The sequence below is a fragment of the Pseudoalteromonas sp. APC 3355 genome (assembly GCF_030407615.1).
Lineage (GTDB): Bacteria > Pseudomonadota > Gammaproteobacteria > Enterobacterales > Alteromonadaceae > Pseudoalteromonas > Pseudoalteromonas distincta.
Window position 1 is genome coordinate 48,869 of the sequence record NZ_JASDDB010000007.1, and the last position, 17,064, is coordinate 65,932.

A 17,064-nucleotide genomic window follows, 5' to 3' on the forward strand; every position below is an offset into this window, starting at 1 on the left:
TATAATAAACATATTTTAGTCAATACAGTGAGTTGCCATGTTAAATAATAAAATTCCACCGGTTATCGTTGTGCTGTTTTTTGCAGGCATAATGGCGCTTATTGCGCATTACAGTGTTATTGATTTCACCGCATTTATTACCTACCTAGCAGCAAGTTTGGTCATTATTGGGTGTGTTTTTTGTATTGCAGGGGTAGCGAGCTTTAAAATAGCAAACACCACAGTAAACCCAAATGTACCTGAGCAAGCATCAAAACTTATTACGAGCGGCATTTATAAAATTTCGCGTAACCCAATGTATGTGGGTTTTGCATTTATTTTAGCAGGGTGGGGTGTTTGGTTAAGTTCCTTGTGGGCGCTTTTATGTATTATCGGGTTTATTGCCTATTTAACATTTTTTCAAATAATACCCGAGGAGCGTGCGCTCACTAAATTATTTGGCGAAGAGTTTACCGCCTATAAAGCGCGCGTAAAACGCTGGCTGTAATCAATATCATTGACTTAAAACGTGACAAACAAAAAAGGCTATCGATGATAGCCTTTTTTTGTTTGCAGCAATTGTATTACTAATTAATTGCGGCTTATTCGTATTCTAACGGGTCTGTAATGTTATTTAGTGCAAATGCTTCAAGGCGTTCTTGGCACGCGCCACATTTACCACAGGCCTTTTCACGGCCGTTATAACAGGTCCACGTTTGGCTGTAATCTAAACCCATTTCAATACCGTCGGTTAAAATACCAATTTTAGTATTATTTAAATACGGGCTAAAAATTTCTACCGCGTCGTAGTTCGCAATACGACACACATCATCCATTTTTTGCACAAATTCAGGACGGCAGTCAGGGTAAATAGCATGATCCCCAGAATGAGCGCCGTAATAAACTTGGCTAGCTTTAAGTGATACCGCGTAACCAACAGCAAGCGAGAGCAAAATCATATTACGATTAGGTACAATCGTACTTTTCATGCTTTCTTCTTCGTAATGGCCTTCAGGCACATCAATATCATCAGTAAGTGATGAGCCACCAATAAGTTGGTTAATCGCCGAAATATCAACAATTTTATGTGGAACGTTTAATTTTTCACACACACTTGCCGCTACTTTAAGCTCTTTTACATGACGCTGACCATAGTCAAATGAAAGGGCATATACATCATGGCCTTGTTGCAGGGCTTTATTTAATACGGTAAATGAGTCCATACCGCCGGAATAAATAACAACTACTTTTTGCGTCATATCTGTTTTGCTCTTAGTTTTAATAGAGGTTTATATCAGGGCGCGATATACTACACGGCCGCAGCTTAAATAACAATTTTTGCACAGCGCTTTTTGGTTTTTTAATAGTAGCAATTTGGCTGCTAGGTAGTAAGTGAGATCTCTTTTGTACAAAATTAATGAAGTGTTTGAAACCATTCAAGGTGAAGCTAGCTTTACTGGCACACCCTCAATATTTTTACGTCTGCAAGGCTGCCCAGTAGGTTGCTCTTGGTGCGACACCAAGCAAACGTGGGATGTTGATAATGTATATAAAGTATCGCTGGATGAAACCGTAGAAAAAAAAGCCGACTCAGATCATTGGGCTAACGCCAGTGCAGAGCAAATTTTAGCGCTGTTTCAATCACGTGGTTATACCGCAAAACATGTAGTAATTACCGGCGGCGAGCCATGTATGTTCGACTTAAATCCAGTATGTAACTTATTACACGAACACGGTTTTAGCACACAAATAGAAACTAGCGGCACGTTTGAAATACTCGCCCCAGAGCAAACATGGGTAACGGTATCGCCAAAAATCAATATGCGCGGCGGTTATGAAGTACTTACCAGTGCAATGAAGCGTGCCAACGAAATTAAACACCCCGTTGCCATGCAAAAGCATGTAGAAGAGTTAGAAGAATTATTTGCTAAAACAGGTGTTAACCCTAAGCTTGTTTATTTGCAGCCAATTAGCCAAAAAGTATCAGCAACTAAACTCGCAATCGACACCTGTATTGCCAAAAACTGGCGCCTATCAATACAAGTACATAAGTATTTAGGAATTAGTTAAAGAGTTATATTGCGTATGTTGGGTAGAGCGAAGCTAAACCCAACAAATCTCCACTTCCGCACAATTTTCTAATAACGTTTTATAATATTTAAATACGTAGGTCGGATAAGCGAAGCGCCACCCGACAACCCTAAAGCACATATCTTCTTCGCTAATAGCCCTAACTAGTTTACTATGCGCGACTTAAAATATTCTACTACTTACCACTAGGCTTATATGTCCGCAAACGCGCTTTACACCGACCTTTCTGATTACTACGACTTAATGTGTGCAGATATTAATTATCAAGCCCAAAGCAATTCTATTCACAGGCTGCACCAAATTTTTGGTAATGGCGCAAACACCCATCTCGATTTAGCATGTGGCACCGGCCCGCATGTACGCCACTTTATTGATAACGGTTATAAAAGTAGTGGGCTTGACTTAAACCAGCCAATGCTAGATAAAGCAAAAACGCGCTGCCCAGAAGCGCAGTTTTCGTTGCAAAATATGAGTGAATTTAAGGTAACTGAGCACTTGGATTTAATTACCTGCTTTTTGTATTCAATCCATTACTGCGACGGCATTAATAAGTTAAAAGAATGCCTTGCCAGCGTACACAGCGCATTAAACGTAGGTGGAATATTTTGTTTTAACACGGTTGATAAAAACAAAATCGACAGCGATTCATTTGTAGAGCACACAGCAACAAGCGAAAATAGCTTCTTCACATTTCGCTCTGGTTGGCACTACAGTGGCAGCGGCAGTAAACAGTTATTAAAACTCAATATAGAAAAAACCACCGCAGACAAAACACTCGTATGGCACGACGAGCACCCAATGGTGGCTTTTAGTTATACCGAGCTTAAAGAAGCCCTGAAGCCGTACTTCGAAATCCACATATTTGAACATGACTACGACAAAATAACCCCATGGGCAGAGCGCTCAGGCAACGCCATTTTTGTCTGCGTAAAAATTTAAGGCAAACATTCATCAAGAAGAGATAAAAGTTTGGGTAGAGCGCAGCGAAACCCAACGAGCTCAAACGAACCTCCAATACTCACGGCCAATAACCCCGCATTATATATTTGAAAACGTAGGTCGGATAAGCGAAGCGCCATCCGACACCTATTTGAGTTTCGGTGAATATAAACAGCTAACTAATTATGATGTATGAAGTCAAGATTTGACCCCTCTGGCTTTCGAACACGGCTTTAGTACACAAATAGAAACCAGCGGCACGTTCGAAATACTCGCCCCAGAGCAAACATGGGTAACGGTATCACCAAAAATCAATATGCGCGGCGGCTATGAAGTACTTACCAGTGCAATGAAGCGTGCCAACGAAATTAAACACCCCGTTGCCATGCAAAAGCATGTAGAAGAGTTAGAAGAATTATTTGCTAAAACAGGTGTTAACCCTAAGCTTGTTTATTTACAGCCAATTAGTCAAAAAGTATCAGCAACTAAACTCGCAATCGACACCTGTATTGCCAAAAACTGGCGCCTATCAATACAAGTACATAAGTATTTAGGAATTAGTTAAAGCCAGCTTAAAGTTATATTACGTATGTTGGGTAGAGCGAAGCTAAACCCAACAAACCTCTACTTCCGCACCATTTTCTAATAACGTTTTATAATATTTAAATACGTGGATTGGATAAGCGAAGCACCACCCGACAACCCTAAAGCTCATATCTTCTTCGCTAATAGCCATAACTAGTTTACTATGCGCGACTTAAAAATATTCTACTACTTACCACTAGGCTTATATGTCCGCAAATGCGCTTTACACCGACCTTTCTGATTACTACGACTTAATGTGTGCAGATATTAATTATCAAGCCCAAAGCAATTCTATTCACAGGCTGCACCAAATTTTTGGGAATGGCGCAAATACCCATCTCGATTTAGCATGTGGCACCGGCCCGCATGTACGCCACTTTATTGATTACGGCTATAAAAGTAGTGGGCTTGATTTAAACCAGCCAATGCTAGATAAAGCAAAAACGCGTTGCCCAGAAGCGCAATTTTCATTGCAAAACATGAGTGAATTTAAGGTAACCGAGCACTTGGATTTAATTACCTGCTTTTTGTATTCAATCCATTACTGCGACGGCATTAATAAGTTAAAAGAATGCCTTGCCAGCGTACACAGCGCATTAAACGTAGGTGGAATATTTTGTTTTAACACTGTTGATAAAAACAAAATCGACAGCGATTCATTTGTAGAGCACACAGCAACAAGCGAAAATAGCTTCTTCACATTTCGTTCTGGCTGGCACTATAGTGGCAGCGGCAGTAAACAGTTATTAAAACTCAGCATAGAAAAAACCACCGCAGATAAAACACTCGTATGGCACGACGAGCACCCAATGGTTGCTTTTAGTTATACCGAGCTTAAAGAAGCCTTAAAACCGTACTTCGAAATCCACATATTTGAACATGACTACGACAAAATAACCCCATGGGCAGAGCGCTCAGGCAACGCCATTTTCGTCTGCGTAAAAATTTAAGGCAAACACGTATGTTGGGTAGAGCGTAGCTAAACCCAACGAACCTCCATATCCACGGCCAATACCCACACCCTATAACCCCGCATTATATATTTGAAAACGTAGGTCGGATAAGCGAAGCGCCATCCGACGATGCACCGTATTTGAGTTTCGGCGCGTAAAATTCTGTATATTAATTTCAGTTTCATCGACTCAAAAATATATGCTACCTTCAAATAGTGGATTTAATAATGATAAAAGGAATTTAAAATGGAACACTCTGCATCAATTCTCCTCCTAATAATTACCATATTGATTTGTCTTGGTTGGTACAACCATACAAAAAATTTAAAAATACAGTTTAAAAAAAATATTAAGGCATTAAATGATTCTTTAGCTTTAGCGCGAGAAGAAGCTAAAAAGCAATCATTGAAAAATAAAGAGCTAACTGAGAAATATAGCCCAATCATTCAAGCCGAAGCTTACTCTCAAGCTTTATTAGATGAAGCGAAACTAAAAGCAAATGCTATAAAGCAAACTGCTGAAAATTTAGCTAATGAAGTAAAAAATGAATCTATTACTGTAAGTGAGTCATTAAAGGAACAAAGAATAGAGGGGAGCCTAAGACTTCGAGAAGCGAAGGAGAAAGCTGAAAAAATTAGGTTGGATGCTAATCAAGAAGCTGACCGTATTACTTTATTCGCAGAGCAAAGGGCTAAAGAGATTGCGGGTGATGCGTATGAAGCAAAAGAAAAAGCTAATACCTACGAGCAAGCAATAAAAGCAATGCGAAATACTATCGAAGGCTATAAGGACGACTATATCATTCCTAATCACTCAGTTTTAGATGACTTAGCTGAGGATTTTGGTCACAAAGAAGCTGGAGCAGAGCTAAAGTCAATACGTCAAAATATTAGGCAAATGATAAAAGAAGGATTTGCTGGGGATTGTGACTATGTTGAACAACATAGAAAAACATATGCAATCCATTTTGTAGTTGATGCATTTAACGGTAAAGTAGACAGTGCATTATCTAAAGTAAAACACGATAATTTTGGGAAAATAAACCAAGAAATATTAGATGCGTTCGCATTAGTTAACCACAATGGCGTTCCTTTTAGAAAAGCTAGAATTAATGAAAAATATCTTAATGCACGTTTAATTGAACTAAAGTGGGCTGTAGCTACAAGTGAATTAAAAAGAATCGAACGTGAAGAGCAAGCAGAAATTAAGGCTCAAATTAGGGAAGAAGAAAAGGCTTTAAGAGATATTGAGAAAGCAAAGAAAGAAGCCGAAAAAGAAGAACGCTTACTTCAGAAAGCTTTGAAAAAAGCACGAGAAGAACTTTCTACTGCAAATGATGAGCAGCGAGCCGACTATGAAGCGAAATTACTTGATCTAGAAAAGCAATTAAAAGAAGCAGAAGATAAAGGTCAAAGAGCTATGTCGATGGCACAACAAACCCGAAGAGGGCATGTATACGTAATAAGCAATGTAGGCAGTTTTGGTGAAGAGGTATTCAAAATTGGTATGACCCGAAGACTTGAGCCTATGGATCGTGTAAAAGAACTAGGCGATGCATCTGTTCCTTTTTCCTTTGATGTTCATGCGATGATATTTAGTGAAGATGCGCCATCTTTAGAAAAAGAACTTCATCGCCGTTTTGATATTTACTCAGTGAATAAAATAAATTCAAGGAAAGAATTTTTCAAAACTACAATATCAGAAGTTAAGAAAGCTGTAGAGGGCAATGGGATTAAAGATGTTCATTGGACTTTAAAAGCTGAAGCTTCTGAGTATCGTGAGAGTTTAGCAATAGAGAAAAACTTACAATGTAATGCGGTTGCTTAACTCTTTCTTATTTAGTTTCATGTATTAAGACAAAGTAGGTGAATTAGTTTTTTTCATCAATTTCTTTTCCGCAATTATAACAATCGTTAGTGGGAAGCTTACAACTAGAAATAGAGCGCATTACTTGGTTTTTCTTACAGGCAGGGCAGACGTAATTAATTACAGAGATTATAAGCGCAATAGCAAAAACAAAACTACCGATATAAAACGGGTTTGAGTAAAATTGCATACTTGGTTCTGAAAAGTTAAAACCAATAATACAGATGATTAATGCAGTTAAATAAAGTTTAAATTTTAGGCTTTTATTCAAGGTTTAAATATCCAATTGGCAAGGTGCTAATAATAAGTGCTTTGGCAGTTTTAACAAATTATTTACTAAATTACTAATTAAGTTTTTATATAGCGCAAATGTATAGGCATAAAAAAAGCGTTGCCCTTGAGCAACGCTTTTCTGTATTTGTCTAATAGCTGGTAGTTAACTTACTGTGCCGCTAGCTTATTCTGCAGCTAACTTATTCTGCTGCGAGATAGTCTAACACTACTTGATGGTGATCTTTGGTTTTAAACTTATCAAATAGGTGTTTAATTTTACCGTCTTGGCCTACTAAAAACGTCAAACGGTGAATACCATCGTACTCTTTACCCATAAATTTTTTGTAGCCCCATACACCAAATGCTTCAGCAATGGCGTGATCTTCGTCGGCTAATAAATCAAAGTTAAGCTCTTTTTTAGTTTCAAAGTTTTTAAGGCGCTTAATTGGATCTGGGCTAATACCTACAACGCGGGTGTTAAATTTAGCAAGCTGTGCTTGCTCATCGCGTAGGTTTTCGGCTTGTACAGTACAGCCCGGCGTTGACGCTTTAGGGTAAAAGTACACGAGTACTTGTTGCTCTTTTAACAGCTCGCTTAATGTTACTGTTTCGTCGTTTTGGTTTTGTAGGCTAAAAGCGGGTGCAGTATCGCCAGCTTGTAATGGACTAATTGTGTTCATGTTTAGCATCCTTAACGAATTCGTTTAAAAATATAATCTACGTTTAGCGTGTGAGAAAGGCTCTCAAAACTAATTTTAAATTGATCTATATCTACATCAACAGGTATGTTGAATTCAAGTTCACAACGCATCTTTATGTTGTCTTCTTGGGAATAAGTGTCTGACTTAAGTGAGCAAATACTAATATTATTGTCGGCAAAAAAGCGCGTTACTTTGCTCAATGTACCAGGGGTGTCTATGCCTGTGTATTCTAGTGTGTAACCTGCACAAAACTCCTCAGGAGTATGACTTGCTGTACGCTTCATCATGGTTAGCAGGCCAAGTTCCATGGCTTTAGTGGGCAGTACGTGCTCTATGCGGCTTATTGCCGACATGTCGCCGCTCAGTAGCATTATGAAGGTAAATTCGCAGCCTAAAATAGCAATTCGGCTGTCAATAATGTTGCAGTGGCAATCGCTAACCAGTTGGGTTAGTTCACTTACTATACCGGGTCTGTCTTCGCCAATCGCTGTTAAAACAATTTGATGATTTGAAAATGCAGTCATGAGTTCAAATACCTTGTTACTTGGATTATATCAACCGAGTTGGCAACACCAAAAATACACACGAGAAGTTGCACGGCGGCGAAGTTTAACACAAAAAGGGCTCTAAACTACAGCACACGCTAATTAAGCGCTTTTAAAGTGCGGTGTTTCTTGTTTTTACTGGCACGGGAAAGTACCATAGCTAAAATTTGCTTATTTGCGCTTAGTTGCTTACTAAGTTGAAGTGCTGAACTTTATTGCATTTAGGCAGCCAAATAATAAATGTAAAGTTAATATTGATTTTACACTGAACCAAATCGGTATTACCCACTCATATATTTGTTAAAACAATTAAAGGGTATGCTAAGGAGAAATATCTGTGCAGTATTGGATCCCAAAAGCACTTGCAGTAAGTGTATTGGTAAGTTTATCAGGGTGTAGTGTATTTATTAATAAGGCACATGACGAACGTAACTATCGTACGCATGAGCCTGTAAAAGCACCAGCGTCGTTATCTCAACCAGCTCAAGACCCAGTTTATAAAATGGATGTAGGTCAATACGACAATAATCCTGAAGCTACAAATTACCGCCCACCGGCACAAGTATTAACAATTGCGAAAGGCAGTTGGGTAGAAGAGACAGATAAACAAGCGCGTATTTATTTTGATAAAAATGATGGCATTGCTGATTTAGATGAGTTTCTTTGGGATACGATTAAATCTGTCCTAGCTGATAATAATGCAGGAACTACTAAAGAAGATAAGCTACTTGGTATTATTGAAACTGATTGGTACTCAATCATTAAAACCGAAGAAGGTTTTTGGTGGTGGGGCGATGAAGTTAACGATGATTTAGAAAAGTTTAGATTCACTATTGAAGAAAAATCACATCAACGCACTGCGTCTTTACGTGTAGAGCTGATTGATTTTAAAGGTGATAAAACGCTAACAGACTTACTCAAGCAGCAGCTAGAAGTACGTGCGCTTAACCAAGTAGTGAGCGAGTTTGATTACCGTTACCGTCAACTTGAAGTTGATATGCGTAAACGCCAAGGTATTATTTCTCTTGAAATGGGCTTTGATAATAAAGGCAATGCAGCACTTGTAACTGAGCAATCTTACGACGCTGTGTTTGACCGTTTCTCTGGGTTTTTAGAGCGCTTGTCGTTCTCTATTGTTGAAATTAACCCAGATACGGGCTTAATTACTGCAGATTATACTAAACCAGAAACAAGCGTTTGGGATTCAATTTGGGGTGATGACGTAGCTCAACTACCTATTGATGAAGGCCAATACCAAATTTTAGTAAGTAAAACTAAAGAAGGCGGTACTAGCTTAACGTGGATGGATGATAAAGGCGAAACGCTTGAGCCAGGTACTATGAATGGTTTACAACAAGCATTAGAAGCAGCACTCATTCAGCGCGGCATTAAAATTTAAATAATAATAAGTTTTACCACAAAAAGAGCGCTATGCTCTTTTTGTGGTTTTTATAGGTTAAACAATATGTCTCAGCTACCTGAACGTTCACACTATACGTGGCGCACTTGGTTTACTTTTTTGGTTCCTTCGTTAATTGGTGTGTTTTTATTTATGACACCCATTAGTACTTCGCAAGGGATGACCATTCCTATTGCCGTTATGGCAAAAGCGGTTCAAGCAATGATGCTTGGCTCTGCTCAAGCAATTATTACCCTCATTATTTGTATTACAGGGGTTATTTCTGTAATTACTAAAGTGTTTAAACCCGCCGCTATATGTAACTCACCTTTGTTAAAGCATTTATTTGATGTGAGCTGGACATGGCTGGTGGTACGCTTATTTGGTATGGCGTTTGGTTTAATGACGTACTTAAGCCTAGGCAGCGAGATAATTACCTCGGCTAATACTGGCGCGCTGGTATTAAATGACTTATTGCCTGTGTTGTTTTCGGTATTTATTTTAGCGGGCTTATTACTGCCGCTATTAATTAACTTTGGTCTATTAGAGCTTGCTGGTACGTTAATGACCAAAGTAATGCGCCCTGTATTTGGTGTACCAGGTAGAAGCGCGGTTGACTGTACTGCATCGTGGTTAGGTGATGGCAGTGTGGGTATTTTGATGACTGCAAGGCAGTACGATCAAAAGCACTATACACAACGCGAAGCGGCTATTATTGGTACTACGTTTTCAGCGGTTTCAATTACATTTAGTTTAGTGGTGCTTGGGCAAGTTAAACTTGAATACCTATTTGCACCGTTTTACGCAACGGTATGTTTAGCCGGTATTGTTGCCGCTATTATTGTGCCGCGATTACCGCCACTGCGCTTTAAAAAAGACTTACTCATTGATGGCACTGAGCCAGATAGAGACGCTGAAACAATTCCGGGTCATAAAACTTTATTTGGCCATTCGTTAGATGTTGCATTAGCAAAAGCTGATAACTCAACGGGTGTTAAAGGCACTATAAAAGAGGGCGTACATAATGCGCTTGATATGGTGTTTGGTGTGTTACCTGTAGTAATGGCGGTAGGCACATTTGCACTGATCATTGCTGAGCATACGCCTATATTTCAGTATTTAGGTATGCCGTTTGTGCCATTTTTAGAGCTATTGCAAGTACCCGAAGCAGCCGCTGCGTCGCAAACTATTATGGTAGGCTTTGCTGATATGTTTATTCCGTCAATATTAGCTGCAGGGACTATCGAAAGTGATGTAACGCGCTTTATTATTGCCGCAATGAGTGTAACTCAGCTTATTTATATGTCTGAGGTAGGTGCACTTTTACTTGGCAGTAAAATACCGGTAAATATTTTAGAGCTATTTATTATATTTATTTTGCGAACGCTAATTACTTTACCTGTTATTGCGCTAATGGCGCATTGGCTAGTAGGCTAAATTAGCAAAAATATATTTAGCGAATTGGTATTATTGAAAAAGCCCTGATTGATCAGGGCTTTTTTGTGTCTGTTGTATTTTTTATATTGGCGTTGGGCTTTATAAACTCCTGTTTTGCAGAGAGTCTAATCAGCGCAATATTACCAATGATAATGGCAAAAACAACAGCGACAATAATTACAATATGCCAAGTTTGCATCGCAGTATCACTTAATATTTAGTACGTTTAAGTGTGACCGTTTTACGCTATAACAGCAATTAAATTACTCAAAATACAATCAATAACGTTAAAAACGTCTCGCTACCGAAAGCGTTAAAAAGTTAAGCCCAGGGTTTGGCTCTTTAAAGCCTGCGTTTGAATAGTGAATAACTCTAAGGGCAACGTTAGTATGACCAAAATCGGCTACAAGGCCTATGCGGTCTTCAAACTGGTAGTGAGTACTTATGTTTTTACCGGCAAACTGCGTTTCATCAATCAGTGATACACCAATGCCTGCTTCTACATAAAATGGGGTGTTGTTAAAACTAAAAGCAGGAAATTGTAGTACAGGTGACATAGCAAGTACTAGGTTTGATTGTGTTTCATCGCCGTGGCGGTATTCCCACATGTTTACGCTGGTTTCAAAGTAAAAGCGTGCATCACCAATAATGTTTTGCATACCAGGTGCATGATACTGATACGCAAGCTTAACGCCGTTTACGTTACCTTCGCCTTTGAGAAAGTCAACGGCATAACCGTGGTCCGATTGAGCAAAAGCAAGCTTGCCAAAAAGTGAAACTACTAATACAAAAGAGATAATAAGTGTTTTAAGTGACGTTTTCATAGGTGCCAAATGTTTGTTTGATTTAAGTTGATAACTAAATGATAAGGGCGGCCTGTTAACAATTACAATGAGGACAAAATGCCGGTTGTATATGAGCTGTTAATGGAATTTTCTAACTGCTTGAATTTATTTTATTTATTTGATTGGTGCTAATTGGGCATTAATAAGTTGCTTATTTGTGCCTTTTTTATTGCGTATAGTTCGCGTAAATTACAGCCATCTTAATCACACAGACATATACAATTATGAAACTCTTTAAACTATTCGTTTTAGCCACTGCTTTTTTTAGCAGTTCGTTATTTGCACAAGCTCAGCAATCACCAGATCAGTTACTTGAATCGGTAGCCGACAAGCTTTTTGCAGATATTGGCCAAGTAAACTCAAAAGGTACAGCCAGCAAAGACGCGATGGCTGCCATTGTTGAAAAACGTTTAATGCCACATATTGACGTTAAGTTTGTGTCGTTTAAATTATTAGGTAAACACATTAAAGGTATTGAGCGCGAGCAAGCTGTTCAATTTATAGATGCAGTAGAGCATTACTTAACAGGCACATACGCCGGTGCACTAATGAAGTACACGGGTCAAAAAGTAGTATTTGAGCGTAATAACGCAAAAAGTGACTCTGAGTACGCAACAGTTAATACGCAAATTATTGAGCCAAATGCGCCTACTATCGACTTAAGCTTTAAGCTTCGTTTAGGTAAAAACAATGAGTGGAAAGTATACGATATTGTTGCTGAAGGCATTTCACTATTAAGTGCTAAACAAAAAGAGATTATTCAACGCATTTCTGATGTGGGTTTAGAGCAAGTTATTAGCGAGTTAAAAAGTAAATAGACTATTTGTCTGGCTCTGATTAAGCCCAACTCCAACCTCAAAAACGGCCAATTACTTATGTACTTGGCCGTTTTTATATTTTTGCTAAGTACAATACCAATCCACAGTAATAGTTAATCATTTAGAACAACTAAATAATGAAATTTTTGCCTTGCTATCACACGGTTTTCTACCTCAAAATAAATCACTTAATTAAGCGAATTGTTATAATCCTAAAGGATTGTTGTTATTGCGTAATTTTGCGCTAGCAGCAAAACAAAGGTGTGCTAGAATATCGGCACTTTGATTAAGCGTGGTGTCAGCTTAAAACTGATATAACTTACCACCCCCAAGCCACACTGGAGTTGTGTTGTTTTAATGGAAAATGTACTGATTTGGCCAAAGGAATACCCATTACTTATTAAAGGACTAGTAGAACAAAACGGTGCCTTTATTTTAGATGCTTTGGAAGCTTGGCCTGCTTGTCGTTCTACAAATGAAGACGATGGTGTATGCACCACCGTGCTGCCACCTATTTATTATTTGGCATGGCTAACCCCGCTGGAGCCATTTGAAGAATGTTACTTTCAACATATCTCTGAATATGACGAAGACGCACAAGCGTATATTAGTGCGGTTAAAAGCCATTACTACGATAATGAATACACCCCTGAAAGCTTAGTACTTATGCTGTGCCAGCGCCTTGAAAAATACGCAAGCGTGGCTGCACAAAATACCATAGATACGCCACTGTCTTTAGTTGATTTATTTTTTAGTAAACGCTACTTCACCTTAATTGAGCATGCGTTAAATAATAAAAGTAAACTCTCGGCAAAGGACACATTAGCGCTTTGGAAAGAAGTTGATTTTAGAGAGCGCCTAAGTGCGTTTATTCCAGAGTCTATTGCTGACTTGGATACTCTTTGTGAACTTGCCAGCGAAAAAGTAGCTGCGGGTAAAGACTATTTTACGCTGCTTACGCAGGTTTCTCCTGATGTTGACTCTGTTGTTCTCTTAGAAAAAGCTTTGCTTACTCACTTACGTAAAAAAACAGCTAAGCAAACAATGGCTATGCGTTTTATTGAACAAGGCGCTACTGGTGTACTTGCTGATGAAAACAATAAAACAGCCTTTATGTGGGCCGCCGAAAAAGGCTTTGTAAATGTGGTTGAAACGCTACTGGCAAAGCAAGACAAAAAAGCGACAGATAACTTAGGTAATACTGCGCTTCATTATGCTGTGTTTGCTAAAAATGAGTCGTTAATGGTGCTGCTTATTAAAGCCGGATACGATTTTAGAGCACGTAATAAAGAAGGTTTAAGCTGTTACCGTTTAGCGGTGAGTATTAAAGCTAATAACTTAGTTAAATGTTTAGAGCGTGACTTTGGTATTAAAGAACTTTCGCCAGAAGGGCAGTTCGATCGCATTAAAAAAGTGCATGTGCTACATGCTATTGTGACTATATTGCTGCCTTTACAGTTGTTCTTCTTTTTTGATGAAACCCTCTCAATTAAAAGTGAGCTGACGCTGGGTTTAACTATGACTGCAGTGATTTGTTTTTTCTTTGCGACCACTTTAAAACGCTGTGCGCTATATCCACATATTAAACACCCTTGGGGTTTATTTGTGCTTAGGGGCTTTTCGTTTATTAGCTTAATTGCTCAAATAGGGTTGGCGAGTATTGTGGTGCTAGCAGCCTTGAGCGATTTAGTTTAGCTAGCTAGTTTTAAACAGTTAATAAAAAACGCGCTTAAATTACTTTAAGCGCGTTTTTTTGTATATAGCGTTTATGGTTAAGCCTTATTTACCGTGCTCATTTGCTGCTTTTTCTTCAGCTAATTCTTCTTTAAGCTTACGGATTTTTAAACCTTGTTCTTGTCCGCGATGTCTTGCGTAGTAAGTACAGCCAATAAACATAGATGATGCAAATACCAGTTCTAACAACACCCAAATTAATTCATCTGGTGCTGCCCACAGCATGGTAAGACCGTGGATAAAATAAAGCATTACAATAAAGTTAGCCCACGCATAGGTGTATGTGTTGTCTTGAATTATGCCTCTTAGCGGCAGCAGTAAAGGAATGATAGGAAAAAACAATGACACCCAACTAGTATTACCGTCTAGAGGGGGTACAAAATACATCCACAAAGGAATCAGAACAAGTAAACCAACATAGCCAAATAGTGCTGCACGTTGAAATTTTACCGTAATCGGCTTTTTAGCTGGACTGTCAGCTGTAGTCATTTAAGTTTTCTCGCAATGTGAGTAAGGCGTTTACCAACGCTTTGGCATATTTTAATTTCGTCTTTGCTTAGCTGTGCACTGTTAGCGCTGCCAGCGACGTGTGTTGCACCGTATGGTGTTCCACCGGTTTGTGTTGCAAGTAGTTCGGGTACATCGTACGGCACGCCCATAAGCACCATGCCGTGGTGTAATAGTGGCAAAGATAAGTTAAGTAAGGTTGCTTCATTTCCACCATGCATACTACTTGATGACGAAAATACACACGCTGGCTTATCGATTAATTGGCCTTTTAGCCACAAGTCGCTGGTGGTTTCCCAAAAGCTTTTTGCTTGAGAGGCCATCATGCCAAATCGGGTTGGTGTACCAAATGCTAAACCATCGCAATTTATTAAATCATCTTTGGTGATCACAATATCGTGCGCATTTTTAGCCACAAAGGTGCGAAGTAGTGCACTAGCACCTTGTTGCTCTATCGACTCTGCTATCTCGTGAGCCATCGCTTCAACTGAGCCATGGCTTGAGTGATAAAGCACCACTATGGTTGCACTCATTATAAAACGCTTAGTACGTTTTCTGGTGGACGACCAATCGCTGCTTTATTGTTATTAACCACGATAGGGCGTTCAATCAATTTTGGGTATTTAACCATAGCGTTAATAAGTGCGTCCTCATTTGTTTCATCTTTCAAATTAAGCGCTTTGTAGTCATCTTCTTTGGTGCGCATCATTTCACGTACGGATGAAAAACCAAGTTGGATTACAAGCGTTGAAATTTGCTCGTGAGTAAGAGGGGTTTTTAAATACTCTACAACACTTGGCTCTATCGCTTTACTTTGCAGTAGCGCTAGTGTTTCGCGTGATTTAGAACAACGTGGGTTGTGGTAAATAGTAACAGACATAAAATGATTCCAAAGTGTGAATTGCGTCTATTTTAGGGTAAGCGCTTGCAGACTTAAAGTCTTGCAAGCTCTTTTTGTAAAAGTCGATACTGGGTAAGTAGTGCTTTTAAACGTTGTTGCTTTACAAGTTCGGTTGGCTCTACGAAGTTAAGTGCTTTTTGTACTTCGTCTGCGGCTTTTAAATAAGCACCGTATTGAGCCAATACATCGGCGTTCGCTTCGTGATATGAGGCTAATTTATCTTGTTTTTTATACGCATCAGCAAGAAGTTGCTTGCCTAGATTATGATCTGGCTTTTCGAGTAAAAAACTCTTCAAAATATTTTCGGCTAGTTCATATTGCTCAGCTTCAAGTGCTGCGTTGGCATAGTTGAGCGTAATTACCTGATTATTAGGGCGATACTGATTTAAATCAGCTAAAAACTTTACGGCTTCATCTGCCTTTTTTTGCGCGATGAGTAAATCGGTATGGGTATCTATATAAAATAGGTTTTTAGGATCGTTTTTTAAAAGCTCATCTAGTATTGGGGCTGCTTCATCAAGCTTTTTTTGATCAAGTAAGCTAATAGCTAAACCGTACTTTAAAGCGGTGTTATCGTAGCTATTTTCGCGTAGTCGTTTTCTAAATAGGTCTTCGGCGTTTTCTGGTTTGTTGTCGTAGCGCGCAAGCACGCGGCTTTTAGCTAAATTAAACTCAAGACTGGCATTCATATGACGCACAGGAAATTGCTCTGCACGCAAACGTACATCAGATACTCGGCTCTCTGGTAATGGGTGAGTAAGTAAAAACGCAGGTGGTTTATATTTATAACGAATTTGCGCGGCAAGTTTAGTTAAAAATTCGCTCGATGCACGTGCATCAAAGCCTGCATTGTTAAGCGTTTGCATGCCTATGCGGTCAGCTTCTTGCTCGGCTGAGCGACTATGCGTTAACTGACTAAAAGCAGATTGTGTTTGGCTGGCAGATATAATCGCAATACCCGCATCTGGTGCAACAACGGTTGCTAATATTCCGGCTATCATACCGGCAATAGTCAGCGCGCTGTTATCTTGCTGTTGTTGTATTCTTCGCGCTAAGTGGCGCTGTGTCACGTGAGCAATTTCGTGACCAAGCACTGAGGCAAACTGACTCTCGTTATCGGCTTGAGCTATTAACCCTGTGTGCACACCAACGTGTCCGCCATAAAAGGCAAACGCGTTTATTTCTGAGTTGTTTATCCAAAAAAACGAAAACGGAAAGCGCACGTCATTAGCATTAGCAACGAGTTTACGGCCAATAGTTGTGAGGTACTCATCAAGCACTGGGTCATTTATTACTGGTGATGAGCCTCGTATTTGCATCATCATTACTTCGCCAATGGCTTGTTCTTTTTCGAGTGGCAGTGCTTGTAATGCAGATGTTCCTAAATCAGGAAGCGTAAAGTTGGTTTGCGCTTTTAAAGGTTCGCTTATTAATAAGCTAAACGTAAGCGCAGCACTGCATAAAGTGATAAATGCTGATTTTAGCTGCATT

18 protein-coding genes and 1 pseudogene are annotated in these 17,064 nt (G+C 39.2%); 10 read left to right on the forward strand and 9 right to left on the reverse strand.

All coding sequences use genetic code 11. The features are described from left to right. Positions 1 to 37: 37 nt before the first annotated feature. On the forward strand, positions 38 to 487 hold the full coding sequence (locus QMA08_RS11175; protein WP_290174528.1) for an isoprenylcysteine carboxylmethyltransferase family protein: 450 nt from the start codon (positions 38 to 40) through the stop codon (positions 485 to 487). Between the two features lie 94 nt (positions 488 to 581). Here the strand turns inward: QMA08_RS11175 and queC are convergent, their stop codons facing one another. Continuing rightward, positions 582 to 1,238: a 7-cyano-7-deazaguanine synthase QueC gene (gene queC, locus QMA08_RS11180; protein WP_002960416.1), complete on the reverse strand. Its 657-nt coding sequence runs from the start codon at positions 1,236 to 1,238 to the stop codon at positions 582 to 584. Between the two features lie 145 nt (positions 1,239 to 1,383). Here queC and queE point away from each other — a divergent pair, with 145 nt between their 5' ends. The 5 genes and pseudogenes from queE (at position 1,384) to QMA08_RS11205 (ending at position 6,374) form a co-directional block, all read left to right on the forward strand. Further along, on the forward strand, positions 1,384 to 2,049 hold the full coding sequence (gene queE, locus QMA08_RS11185) for a 7-carboxy-7-deazaguanine synthase QueE (RefSeq protein WP_024591014.1): 666 nt from the start codon (positions 1,384 to 1,386) through the stop codon (positions 2,047 to 2,049). Positions 2,050 to 2,265: 216 nt separating this feature from the next. After that, positions 2,266 to 3,009: a class I SAM-dependent methyltransferase gene (locus tag QMA08_RS11190; protein WP_290174529.1), complete on the forward strand. Its 744-nt coding sequence runs from the start codon at positions 2,266 to 2,268 to the stop codon at positions 3,007 to 3,009. A 223-nt stretch (positions 3,010 to 3,232) separates the two neighbouring features. Continuing rightward, a pseudogene (locus tag QMA08_RS11195) lies at positions 3,233 to 3,574 on the forward strand (7-carboxy-7-deazaguanine synthase QueE); the annotation flags it as partial. 226 nt (positions 3,575 to 3,800) lie between these two features. Next, positions 3,801 to 4,544 carry a class I SAM-dependent methyltransferase gene (locus QMA08_RS11200; protein ID WP_290174530.1) on the forward strand — a complete coding sequence of 248 codons (744 nt, stop codon included), beginning with the start codon at positions 3,801 to 3,803 and terminating at the stop codon, positions 4,542 to 4,544. A gap of 249 nt (positions 4,545 to 4,793) precedes the next feature. Then, positions 4,794 to 6,374 carry a DUF4041 domain-containing protein gene (locus QMA08_RS11205; RefSeq protein ID WP_169045016.1) on the forward strand — a complete coding sequence of 527 codons (1,581 nt, stop codon included), beginning with the start codon at positions 4,794 to 4,796 and terminating at the stop codon, positions 6,372 to 6,374. Between the two features lie 512 nt (positions 6,375 to 6,886). Here QMA08_RS11205 and bcp read toward each other — a convergent pair. Next, positions 6,887 to 7,366: a thioredoxin-dependent thiol peroxidase gene (gene bcp / locus QMA08_RS11210; RefSeq protein WP_002963124.1), complete on the reverse strand. Its 480-nt coding sequence runs from the start codon at positions 7,364 to 7,366 to the stop codon at positions 6,887 to 6,889. A gap of 11 nt (positions 7,367 to 7,377) precedes the next feature. Then, positions 7,378 to 7,911 carry an ACT domain-containing protein gene (locus QMA08_RS11215; RefSeq protein ID WP_149591933.1) on the reverse strand — a complete coding sequence of 178 codons (534 nt, stop codon included), beginning with the start codon at positions 7,909 to 7,911 and terminating at the stop codon, positions 7,378 to 7,380. A gap of 358 nt (positions 7,912 to 8,269) precedes the next feature. On the opposite strand from QMA08_RS11215, the gene bamC reads away from it, so the two are divergent. Both bamC and QMA08_RS11225 read left to right on the forward strand, forming a co-directional pair. After that, the gene (bamC, locus tag QMA08_RS11220; protein WP_039487313.1) at positions 8,270 to 9,331 is read left to right on the forward strand and encodes an outer membrane protein assembly factor BamC; all 1,062 of its coding nucleotides are present in this window, start codon (positions 8,270 to 8,272) and stop codon (positions 9,329 to 9,331) included. Between the two features lie 66 nt (positions 9,332 to 9,397). Next, complete coding sequence (locus QMA08_RS11225) at positions 9,398 to 10,768, forward strand: YjiH family protein (RefSeq protein WP_290174531.1); 1,371 nt, start codon at positions 9,398 to 9,400, stop codon at positions 10,766 to 10,768. A gap of 52 nt (positions 10,769 to 10,820) precedes the next feature. Here the strand turns inward: QMA08_RS11225 and QMA08_RS11230 are convergent, their stop codons facing one another. Both QMA08_RS11230 and QMA08_RS11235 read right to left on the reverse strand, forming a co-directional pair. After that, positions 10,821 to 10,967 carry a DUF2897 family protein gene (locus QMA08_RS11230; protein ID WP_076914920.1) on the reverse strand — a complete coding sequence of 49 codons (147 nt, stop codon included), beginning with the start codon at positions 10,965 to 10,967 and terminating at the stop codon, positions 10,821 to 10,823. An 88-nt stretch (positions 10,968 to 11,055) separates the two neighbouring features. After that, positions 11,056 to 11,592 carry an acyloxyacyl hydrolase gene (locus QMA08_RS11235; protein WP_138489347.1) on the reverse strand — a complete coding sequence of 179 codons (537 nt, stop codon included), beginning with the start codon at positions 11,590 to 11,592 and terminating at the stop codon, positions 11,056 to 11,058. A gap of 245 nt (positions 11,593 to 11,837) precedes the next feature. Between QMA08_RS11235 and QMA08_RS11240 the strand changes: the two genes are divergently transcribed. After that, positions 11,838 to 12,431 (forward strand): ABC transporter substrate-binding protein, encoded by a 594-nt coding sequence (locus QMA08_RS11240; protein ID WP_024595677.1) that lies wholly within the window; start codon positions 11,838 to 11,840, stop codon positions 12,429 to 12,431. A 357-nt stretch (positions 12,432 to 12,788) separates the two neighbouring features. Then, positions 12,789 to 14,126, forward strand: a complete 1,338-nt coding sequence (locus tag QMA08_RS11245) for an ankyrin repeat domain-containing protein (protein WP_182672817.1) — start codon at positions 12,789 to 12,791, stop codon at positions 14,124 to 14,126. Between the two features lie 84 nt (positions 14,127 to 14,210). On the opposite strand, the gene QMA08_RS11250 is transcribed toward QMA08_RS11245, so the two are convergent. From QMA08_RS11250 to QMA08_RS11265, 4 genes are read right to left on the reverse strand one after another with little or no spacing between them, the layout of a single operon-like run. Then, positions 14,211 to 14,654 carry a DUF2069 domain-containing protein gene (locus QMA08_RS11250; RefSeq protein ID WP_290174532.1) on the reverse strand — a complete coding sequence of 148 codons (444 nt, stop codon included), beginning with the start codon at positions 14,652 to 14,654 and terminating at the stop codon, positions 14,211 to 14,213. Then, positions 14,651 to 15,205, reverse strand: coding sequence for an NAD(P)H:quinone oxidoreductase (gene wrbA, locus QMA08_RS11255; protein ID WP_024595680.1), 555 nt, complete (start codon positions 15,203 to 15,205; stop codon positions 14,651 to 14,653). Before wrbA ends, QMA08_RS11250 begins: the two co-directional genes overlap by 4 nt. Then, complete coding sequence (gene arsC / locus QMA08_RS11260) at positions 15,205 to 15,552, reverse strand: arsenate reductase (glutaredoxin) (RefSeq protein WP_024595681.1); 348 nt, start codon at positions 15,550 to 15,552, stop codon at positions 15,205 to 15,207. Before arsC ends, wrbA begins: the two co-directional genes overlap by 1 nt. Positions 15,553 to 15,605: 53 nt before the next feature. After that, positions 15,606 to 17,063, reverse strand: a complete 1,458-nt coding sequence (locus QMA08_RS11265; protein WP_290174533.1) for a M48 family metalloprotease — start codon at positions 17,061 to 17,063, stop codon at positions 15,606 to 15,608. Position 17,064: the final 1 nt, after the last annotated feature.

Excerpts from the sequence above, each read along its gene's own strand:
- QMA08_RS11230 (WP_076914920.1), bottom strand. The coding sequence starts at position 10,967 with ATGCAAACTTGGCATATTGTAATTATTGTCGCTGTTGTTTTTGCCATT.
- QMA08_RS11200 (WP_290174530.1), top strand. The coding sequence starts at position 3,801 with ATGTCCGCAAATGCGCTTTACACCGACCTTTCTGATTACTACGACTTA.
- QMA08_RS11265 (WP_290174533.1), bottom strand. The coding sequence starts at position 17,063 with ATGCAGCTAAAATCAGCATTTATCACTTTATGCAGTGCTGCGCTTACG.
- QMA08_RS11225 (WP_290174531.1), top strand. The coding sequence starts at position 9,398 with ATGTCTCAGCTACCTGAACGTTCACACTATACGTGGCGCACTTGGTTT.
- wrbA (WP_024595680.1), bottom strand. The coding sequence starts at position 15,205 with ATGAGTGCAACCATAGTGGTGCTTTATCACTCAAGCCATGGCTCAGTT.
- bcp (WP_002963124.1), bottom strand. The coding sequence starts at position 7,366 with ATGAACACAATTAGTCCATTACAAGCTGGCGATACTGCACCCGCTTTT.
- QMA08_RS11235 (WP_138489347.1), bottom strand. The coding sequence starts at position 11,592 with ATGAAAACGTCACTTAAAACACTTATTATCTCTTTTGTATTAGTAGTT.
- QMA08_RS11215 (WP_149591933.1), bottom strand. The coding sequence starts at position 7,911 with ATGACTGCATTTTCAAATCATCAAATTGTTTTAACAGCGATTGGCGAA.
- QMA08_RS11175 (WP_290174528.1), top strand. The coding sequence starts at position 38 with ATGTTAAATAATAAAATTCCACCGGTTATCGTTGTGCTGTTTTTTGCA.
- QMA08_RS11205 (WP_169045016.1), top strand. The coding sequence starts at position 4,794 with ATGGAACACTCTGCATCAATTCTCCTCCTAATAATTACCATATTGATT.
- QMA08_RS11245 (WP_182672817.1), top strand. The coding sequence starts at position 12,789 with ATGGAAAATGTACTGATTTGGCCAAAGGAATACCCATTACTTATTAAA.
- QMA08_RS11190 (WP_290174529.1), top strand. The coding sequence starts at position 2,266 with ATGTCCGCAAACGCGCTTTACACCGACCTTTCTGATTACTACGACTTA.
- QMA08_RS11250 (WP_290174532.1), bottom strand. The coding sequence starts at position 14,654 with ATGACTACAGCTGACAGTCCAGCTAAAAAGCCGATTACGGTAAAATTT.
- QMA08_RS11240 (WP_024595677.1), top strand. The coding sequence starts at position 11,838 with ATGAAACTCTTTAAACTATTCGTTTTAGCCACTGCTTTTTTTAGCAGT.
- arsC (WP_024595681.1), bottom strand. The coding sequence starts at position 15,552 with ATGTCTGTTACTATTTACCACAACCCACGTTGTTCTAAATCACGCGAA.
- queC (WP_002960416.1), bottom strand. The coding sequence starts at position 1,238 with ATGACGCAAAAAGTAGTTGTTATTTATTCCGGCGGTATGGACTCATTT.